We start from the raw sequence: 8,181 nt of genomic DNA, 5'->3' as shown, positions 1-8,181 counted from the left end.
CACCATGCCTTTCGTGCAGATCAAGATGGCGCTTGCCGCCGGGCACACGACCAGCCGAGCCTATCCGCCTTTCAACCCGATGCAGGTGTTTGGCGACGACCGCGACGGCAATGCCGGTCAGCCGGCGACCGCCGCCGGCCAGATCTATGGCGCCAAGGTCGAAAGCGAGATGAGCCTGAAGACGGTCGATTTCCCGATCGAGAAGGCGGCCTTCGACGAAAAGAGTGACTTGTCCGCCGACGAGGTGGAAAAGGTGGTGCGCCAGGCCGGCACGGGCCTGAGCGACGGCGCCGTGCAGGTCGCGTCGCTGCATTATGTCGACCCGCAGCGATTCGGCGATGCATTCGCCGAGAGCATGGCCGGCTCCTACGACGTCAGGATCGTCCCGGAAAACGTCTCGGTGTCGCCGCGTGCTGCCCCTGATGATCAGGCGCCAGCCTTCGCCGAGGAGATCATCCCCTTCACCAGGGACCGCAACATTGTCGAGGCATTTGCCGATTCGGGCTATACGGGCGAGGACGCCACCGGCATGGCCGAGGCGATCGCCAAATTGCTGAATGCGACAGCGCTCAAGGCGGGAACCGTGCTGCGCGTCGGCCTCGAGGTCCATGGCGACGCCGCCAAGGTCGTTCGCACCGGCATCTACGACAGGGCCCAGCATATCGTCACCATCGCGCTCGATGATCACGGCCAATATGTGCCGGCGCAGGAGCCGGAGCCCAATCCCGAATTGCTGACCGCGTTCGATGATTCGCCGCCGGTTGTCGTGCGCGGCAATCTGCCGAACGTCTATGACGGCATCTACCGCGCCGCCTATTCCTACGGCATGTCCAAGGCGATGACCAAGCGGCTGATCAAGCTCCTGGCGTCCGGTGTCGATTTCCAGTCGCGGCTCAATCCGTCGGACCGCATCGAGGTGCTGTTCTCGCAGCCGGATGGCGACGACCAGGCATCCGACGAATCCGAGCTGCTCTATGTCTCGGCGACGTTCGGCGGCACGACGCGCAACTTCTATCGGTTTCAGATGCAGGACGGCAGTACCGACTATTTCGACGAGGACGGCCGCAGCGCCCAGCAATTCCTGCTGCGCAATCCCCTGCCCGCAGGAAAATTCCGCTCCGGCTTCGGTGCCCGCAGGCATCCGATCCTCGGCTATGTGCGCATGCATACCGGCGTCGATTGGTCAGCCGCCATCGGCACGCCGATCATCGCTGCCGGCAACGGTGTCGTCGAGAAGGCCGGCTGGGCCGGCGGCTATGGCAAACAGATCATCATCCGCCACGCCAATGGCTACGAGACCTCCTACAATCACCAGAGCGCATTTGCCAAAGGCATCGCGCCGGGCGTCCGCGTCCGCCAAGGCCAGACCATCGGCTTTCTCGGCCAGACCGGCCTCGCCACCGGTCCGCATCTCCACTACGAGCTGATCGTCAACGGCACCAAGGTCGATCCGATGCGCGTTCGCCTGCCGGTCGGCAAGGTGCTGAAGGGCGACGACCTCGTCGCCTTCAAGCGCGAGCGCGGGCGCATCGATGATCTGCTCAATCAGGAAGACAGTGATTCGCTGAAGGTCGCGAGCGCCAAGATCGAAGGGTGAGCTGACCTGGAAGCCTTCCGGGCTCCTCAGCTCTGCGGAGTCTCAGATACACGCGACCATGGCAGTCGTTCGCCGGAGACGGTCGTCCACGCCACGATCGCCGAGAGCAGGCAAAGCAGCGCGGTCGCCAAGGCGACGGCTGCGAAAGCTGCATCGCTGGCGGCAAGCCTTACTGCATCGAGATCCGGTGCCAGGCCCGCCGGCGCCGGTTCGCCGAAACCCGGAATGCCGGATGCGGCACCGCTATTCAGCACTGCCGCATAGACCCAGGCCGCTAGTGACCCCATCGCCGCCACTGCGATCAGGCCGCCAATGCGCGAGACGGCATTGTTGATTCCCGAAGCAGCACCCGTATCCTTGTCCTCGACTGCCGTCATCACCGCCGTCGACAGCGGCGACACGACCAGCGCCATGCCGAGCCCCATCAGCGCCATCAGCGGAAACACTCCCCACCAGAAACTGTGGATGCCGGCGTAGGCCAGCAAGGCAAGCCCGGCAAAGGCGACAGCGACGACCAGACTGCCGCTGGCGATCGGAAAACGTGGCCCGATCCGGTCGGACCACTGGCCGACCGGCCCCGACAACAGCGCGATCAAGACCGACAGCGGCAGGAAGATGAAGCCGACCTCAGCCGCGCTCAGCCCCCATCCGGCGATGAGCAGCATCGGCAGATAGAACAGGTTGGCCGACAGGGCGAAATAGAGGAAGAAGGTCGCCACATTGGCGCCGGCAAAGGCGCCGACCCGAAACAGCGAGAGATCGATCATCGGTTCGCGCTGCCGGCGCTCGAAGACAATGAACATGATGAGCAGCAGCGCGCCGGCGGCGATGCTCGCGCCGGACATTTGCCCCTCGCCCTCTGCGCTCATCGAGGTCAAGCCGTAGGCAAGCGCTCCGAACGCCAAGGTGGCGAGGGCAGCGCCGCCGAGATCGAGGCTGCGCATTTCGGTCGGTGCGTCGGCCGGAACCTTGGCGAGCAGGAGGTAGATCGAGACAAGACCAAGCGGCAGATTGATCGCGAAGATCGCCCGCCAGATGCCGTCGCCGAAGGCCGACAAGACAACGCCGCCCAGCACCGGGCCAAGCGCCGTCGTCAGCGCCGAGGCCGCCGCCCAGATGCCGATCGCCCTGCCGCGCTCCTTCTTCGGATAGGCCTTGGCGATAATGGCGAGGCTGCCCGGCACCATCATGGCAGCACCGATGCCCTGAATGGCGCGAAACGCAATGAGCACCGGCGGGTTCGGCGCCACCGCGCAGGCAAGCGAGGCGGCAATGAACAGCGCGATGCCTGCCACAAAAGCATGCCGCAGGCCAAAACGGTCGCCCGCGGCGCCGCCGACAAGGATGAGTGCCGAAAGCGTCAGCGCATAGGAGTTTGAAATCCACTGCGCCTCGGCGAAACTTGCGCCAAGATCGACGCGGATCGCCGGTGTGGCGATGGCCAGGATCGAACCGTCGATGAAGCCGAGCGCCGAAGCCAGGATCGCCGCGATCAGCACGAAGCTGCGCCGCGATTGCGGGCAAAACGTATCGGCCGGCAGAGGCCTGGCCAGGGGGACGGCTTCGGCGCCGACTTCGCTTGGAGAGCGCATGAAGCCTGCTTAGCCCTCCCATGCGCTGGCAACAACCGGCCAGAGGACTGCTGTCGTTGAAACCAGAACAGGATCGGCGTTTCGATGCCGTTGGACCGCGGCTCCTTCACTTGCGAAAATCATCGGCGGATAATGCACGTCGCCAAAAAGCCTGCCCCCGAGCCGACCCGGGGGTGCAGTGATTTGCGATAAGGCGGTCAGTCGATGAATTCCACCGTGACGCCCGGCGACACGATTTTTGCCAGTTCGCGCGCGTCCCAATTGGTCAGCCGGACGCAGCCATGGCTTTCGGTTTTGCCGATCTTGGAGGGGTCAGGCGTGCCGTGAATGCCGTAGGTCGGCTTGTCCAGCGCAATCCAGACCGAGCCGACGGGGCCATTCGGGCCCGGCGGGATGGTCAGGATCTTGTTGTTTTCGCCCTGCTTGAAATTGATGTTCGGATTGTAGGTGTAGTTCGGATCTAACGCGACCCGCGACACCGCGTGCGTGCCGGTGGGCGAAGGCGTGTCCGCCGAGCCGATGGTGGCTGGATAGGCCGCGATTAGCTTGCCCGACGCGTCATAGGCGCGGACCTGCTTCTTGCCCTTGTCGGCGATGATGCGCGCCACCGGCGCCGCCACCAGCCTGCCGAAATTGGCGACCTTGATGATCGTGCCTGGACGGTTGAAATTGGCTTCCGGATTGAGCGCCTTCAGATAGTTCTCGTCCATATGGAACCGCTCGGCCAGCGCCTCGGTGACGGAGGTGTAACTCAGCCGGTCGAGCTGCGCCTTCTGGCCGTAGTCTTCCGGCACCGAGGCGACATAGGGGCCGGCCGCATCCTCGGGCGTGATGCTGTAGGAGGCGAAAGCATCGCCGCCGGACTGCTCAAGGGCTGCCTGGATGCCAACCACATCGGTCGACCGCAGATTGCTGCCGGTGATCTCGTTGTAGGCGGCGAGCGCCTTGTCGACATTCGAGCCGAAGCGTCCGTCGACGACGCCGGGCGAAGCGCCGGCGCGGTCGAGCAGCACTTGCAACGCAGCAACATCCTGTCGTGCACCGAGTGAAAGCGACGGATCGGCGACAGTCTTGCCGCCGATCTTTGGCGGCAATGCCGCCTGGTCGCCCGGGGCCGTCGGCTCGACCGGTTCGATCGAAGCCTCGTCGAGCGGCTGGCGCTTGACGGTGCGCGGCTTTATCGGCTGCGGCGCTTCCGGATAATCGTTGCCATAGCTGCCGTCATCCAGCGGCGCTTCGGGAAAAGCTTCCACCGAATTGTCGCTGTAGGGATCGTATTGGTCGACCGGCGGTACGACGATCAGGCCTTCCTCTTCCAATTGCCTGCGGCGCAAGCGCGCCATGTCTTCCGGGTCGTCGAGATAATAACGGTCGTCCTCGACCGGTCCGAGATTGCGCAGGCGCTCGCGGCGGAGCGCGCGGCGGTCGAACCTGGTCTGCGGCGGCTGGATGGCGAGGACCTGGCCGGTTTCCGCATCGACGATGACGCGGTTCCCCCTGGCGTCGTAATAGACGTCGAAATCGCCGTTCTGGGCCACCAGCACACCACCGGCATTGGCCGCACGGGCAGATCGCGGCGCGATGTCCTCCGTCGGTGCGGCCATCGCGCTCGAAGAAAGCAGCCCGGCGGCGAGCGCCGAAAGGGTGAAGATCGTGCGGAACATGTTGGCCAAATTCTCCGGTCCGTAATTGCCGCCGCCCGGCGTTGTCTCTTTAGAGCGCCGCGCGTCCCTTCGGACGCGCAAAGGACGCTCTAATTGTTAAAATCTTCGCACTAGGCTTTCCGAAAATCGAATTCGAAGTTCGGGCCTATGCGGCAGGCGAACCCCTTCGCCAGCAAATCAGTTGCCGACCATAAGGTTCCAACATGAACCGGGCATGAAGATGGCGGATTTCTGGTGATAAGAGCAACATAGCTAGCTGGCGGCGAGTCCCAATTCCTTGCGCGCCTGCTTCGTCAGCTTGAGTACGACAAGGCGATGGCTTTCACGCAGATAGTCCTTCAGCGCCTCATCATCCATGCTTTGGCTTGTCTGGCGCTGGATCCATTTCATGCCGCGTGACGCAAGATAGGGCGCGGGCCGAAGGCCCGGCTGTTCCTTCAAGATGTCATAAGCGATGTCGGAACATTTGAAGGTGACGAACGGCTCCTTGCCCTCACTCCAACCGCCTATCGCAAAGACCTTGGCTCCGACCTTCCAGACATGGGCGCCGCCCCACTGGACGACATGGCTCGTCGACTGCAGCGAGGCGCAGAAGCTGTTGTAGTCATCCAGCGTCATCTGCGCCCCGCCGTTGAGTGTTTAATTATGTGGCGGCCTCGAATCAGGCCGCCGCCTCGGTCGCCATGACCGTCGGCTTAGAGCGGAAGTTCAACCGGTCGGAACCTGCGGTGACCTTGACGGTCGAACCGTCGAGGATGTCGCCGAGCAGTATCTTCTCCGCCAGCGGGTCCTGCAGTTCCTTTTGCATCACCCGCTTCAGCGGCCGCGCGCCATAGGCCGGATCGTAGCCCTTGGCCGCCAGCCAGTCGATCGCCTCCTGGTCCAGCGAAAGCGTGATCTTGCGATCGACGAGCAGGTTTTCCAGTCGCTTGAGTTGGATCTCGACGATGCGGCCCATATCCTGCCGGCGCAGCCGGTGGAACAGGATCACTTCATCGACGCGGTTAAGGAACTCCGGCCGGAACGATACCCGCACCACGCTCATCACCTCGTCACGTACGGCATCGACGTCCTGGTTCTCGTTGAGATTGACCAGATATTCGGCGCCGAGGTTCGACGTCATGATAATCAGCGTGTTGCGAAAATCGACCGTGCGGCCCTGCCCGTCGGTCAGGCGGCCGTCGTCGAGCACCTGCAGCAGCACGTTGAACACGTCCGGATGCGCCTTCTCGATCTCGTCGAACAGCACGACCTGGTAGGGCCGGCGCCGCACCGCTTCGGTCAGTGCCCCGCCTTCCTCATAGCCGACATAGCCGGGAGGCGCGCCGATCAGCCGGGCGACCGAGTGTTTCTCCATGAATTCCGACATATCGATGCGCACCATGGCGCTCTCGTCGTCGAACAGGAAGTTGGCGAGCGCCTTGGTCAGCTCGGTCTTGCCAACGCCCGTCGGTCCGAGGAACATGAACGAGCCGATCGGCCGGTTCGGATCCTGCAGGCCGGCGCGGGCACGGCGAACGGCTTTCGACACGGCTTGCACCGCCTCGCCCTGGCCGACGACGCGCTTGCCGATCTCGTCTTCCATGCGCAGCAGCTTGTCCCGCTCGCCTTGCAGCATCTTGTCGACCGGAATGCCGGTCCAGCGCGATACGATATGGGCGACGTGGTCGGGGGTGACCACCTCTTCGACCATGCCGACCTTGCCGTCTTGCGCCTCGGCCTGCGTCAGCTTTTTTTCGAGTTCCGGAATCTTGCCATAGGCAAGCTCGCCGGCGCGCTGGAATTCACCCTTGCGCTGGGCAATGGCGAGCTCGTTTCGGGCCTCGTCGAGCTGTTTCTTCAGATCGGCCGCGAGCCCGAGCTTCTGCTTCTCGGACTGCCACTTCGAGGTCAGTTCGGTCGATTCTTCTTCCAGAGCGGAAAGATCCTTTTCGAGGCGGGCGAGCCGGTCCTTTGACGCGTCGTCCTTCTCGACCTTCAGCGCCTCACGCTCGATCTTGAGCTGCATGATGCGGCGGTCGATCTCGTCTAGCGCTTCGGGCTTCGAATCGACCTGCATCCGGAGCCGCGACGCGGCCTCGTCGACAAGGTCGATGGCCTTGTCCGGCAGGAACCGGTCGGCGATATAGCGGTTGGACAGCGACGCCGCAGCGACCAGCGCCGAATCCGAGATGCGCACCTTGTGGTGCTGCTCGTATTTTTCCTTCAGGCCGCGCAGAATGGAGACGGTGTCTTCGACGGTCGGTTCATTGACGAAGACCGGCTGGAAGCGGCGGGCAAGGGCGGCGTCCTTCTCGACATGCTTCCGGTATTCGTCGAGCGTCGTCGCGCCCACACAGTGGAGTTCGCCGCGTGCCAGCGCCGGCTTCAACAGGTTCGACGCATCCATGGCGCCATCCGCCTTGCCGGCGCCGACCAGCGTGTGCATCTCATCGATGAACAGGATGATGCCGCCAGCGGCAGCGGTAACTTCCGAAAGGACCGCCTTCAGCCGCTCTTCGAATTCGCCGCGGTATTTGGCACCGGCGATCAGCGACCCCATGTCGAGCGCCATCAACTGCTTGTCCTTGAGCGATTCCGGCACGTCGCCGTTGACGATGCGCAACGCCAGACCTTCGGCGATCGCCGTCTTGCCGACGCCGGGTTCACCGATGAGCACCGGATTGTTCTTGGTGCGGCGCGAGAGCACCTGGATGGTGCGGCGGATCTCGTCGTCGCGGCCGATGACCGGGTCGAGCTTGCCGGCGCGGCCGTCGGCGGTCAGGTCGCGCGCGTACTTCTTCAGCGCATCATAGCCCTGCTCGGCGCTCGCCGAATCGGCGGTGCGACCCTTGCGGACGTCGTTGATCACCTGGTTCAGCGCCTGTGGCGTCACGCCGGCCTTGGTGAGGATGTCGGCAGTCTTGGCGGATTTCTCGACCGCCAGCGCCGTCAGCAGCCTCTCGACCGTAACGAAACTGTCGCCGGCCTTCTTGGCCAGTTCCTCGGCGGTCGAGAACACCTTGGCCAGCGGCTGCGCCAGATAGAGCTGGCCGTTGCCGCCTTCCACCTTGGGCATCGCCTCAAGTGCCGTCTCGACGCCAAGCTTGACGTCGCGGACGCTGCCGCCGGCGCGCTCGATCAACGACGCGGCCAAGCCCTCGTCGTCGTCGACGAGCACTTTCAATATATGTTCCGGAGTGAATTGCTGGTGGTTGCGCGAGAGCGCCAAGGTCTGCGCGGACTGGATGAAGCCTCGCACGCGCTCGGAATATTTTTCAAGGTTCATCTCTGTCTCCTTCCGTCACCGGCCCGCTTTGCGGCACCGGATCAGATTGCGGTGACGGAC

Annotated in this window: 5 protein-coding genes (1 of these 5 cut by a window edge); 1 reads left to right on the top strand and 4 read right to left on the bottom strand. The window is 63.7% G+C overall.

Annotation, left to right across the window (positions count from 1 at the left end):
- Positions 1–1,597 carry the 3' portion of a M23 family metallopeptidase gene (locus tag A9K68_RS07680; RefSeq protein ID WP_065008542.1) on the top strand. Its footprint begins 362 nt before the window's first position, so 1,597 of the gene's 1,959 nt are visible here — the last part of the coding sequence; its start codon lies beyond the left edge, outside the window; its stop codon occupies positions 1,595–1,597.
- Between the two features lie 26 nt (positions 1,598–1,623).
- Here the strand turns inward: A9K68_RS07680 and A9K68_RS07675 are convergent, their stop codons facing one another.
- From A9K68_RS07675 to clpB, 4 genes are all read right to left on the bottom strand, one after another.
- Positions 1,624–3,189, bottom strand: coding sequence for an MFS transporter (locus tag A9K68_RS07675; RefSeq protein ID WP_065008449.1), 1,566 nt, complete (start codon positions 3,187–3,189; stop codon positions 1,624–1,626).
- A 197-nt stretch (positions 3,190–3,386) separates the two neighbouring features.
- A complete protein-coding gene (locus A9K68_RS07670; RefSeq protein WP_065008450.1) occupies positions 3,387–4,853 on the bottom strand; it encodes a L,D-transpeptidase family protein in 1,467 nt (488 codons plus the stop codon).
- A 252-nt stretch (positions 4,854–5,105) separates the two neighbouring features.
- Entirely contained in the window at positions 5,106–5,471 is a 366-nt protein-coding gene (locus A9K68_RS07665; protein ID WP_065008451.1) for an MmcQ/YjbR family DNA-binding protein, read from the bottom strand.
- A 43-nt stretch (positions 5,472–5,514) separates the two neighbouring features.
- Complete coding sequence (clpB, locus tag A9K68_RS07660) at positions 5,515–8,121, bottom strand: ATP-dependent chaperone ClpB (RefSeq protein WP_065008452.1); 2,607 nt, start codon at positions 8,119–8,121, stop codon at positions 5,515–5,517.
- Positions 8,122–8,181 lie beyond the last annotated feature (60 nt).

The sequence above is a fragment of the Mesorhizobium sp. AA22 genome, from assembly GCF_001672375.2.
Classification (GTDB): domain Bacteria; phylum Pseudomonadota; class Alphaproteobacteria; order Rhizobiales; family Rhizobiaceae; genus Mesorhizobium; species Mesorhizobium wenxiniae.
This window is presented reverse-complemented; position numbering and strand designations above follow the sequence as displayed.

Excerpts from the sequence above, each read along its gene's own strand:
- A9K68_RS07675 (WP_065008449.1), bottom strand. The coding sequence starts at position 3,189 with ATGCGCTCTCCAAGCGAAGTCGGCGCCGAAGCCGTCCCCCTGGCCAGG.
- A9K68_RS07670 (WP_065008450.1), bottom strand. The coding sequence starts at position 4,853 with ATGTTCCGCACGATCTTCACCCTTTCGGCGCTCGCCGCCGGGCTGCTT.
- A9K68_RS07665 (WP_065008451.1), bottom strand. The coding sequence starts at position 5,471 with ATGACGCTGGATGACTACAACAGCTTCTGCGCCTCGCTGCAGTCGACG.
- clpB (WP_065008452.1), bottom strand. The coding sequence starts at position 8,121 with ATGAACCTTGAAAAATATTCCGAGCGCGTGCGAGGCTTCATCCAGTCC.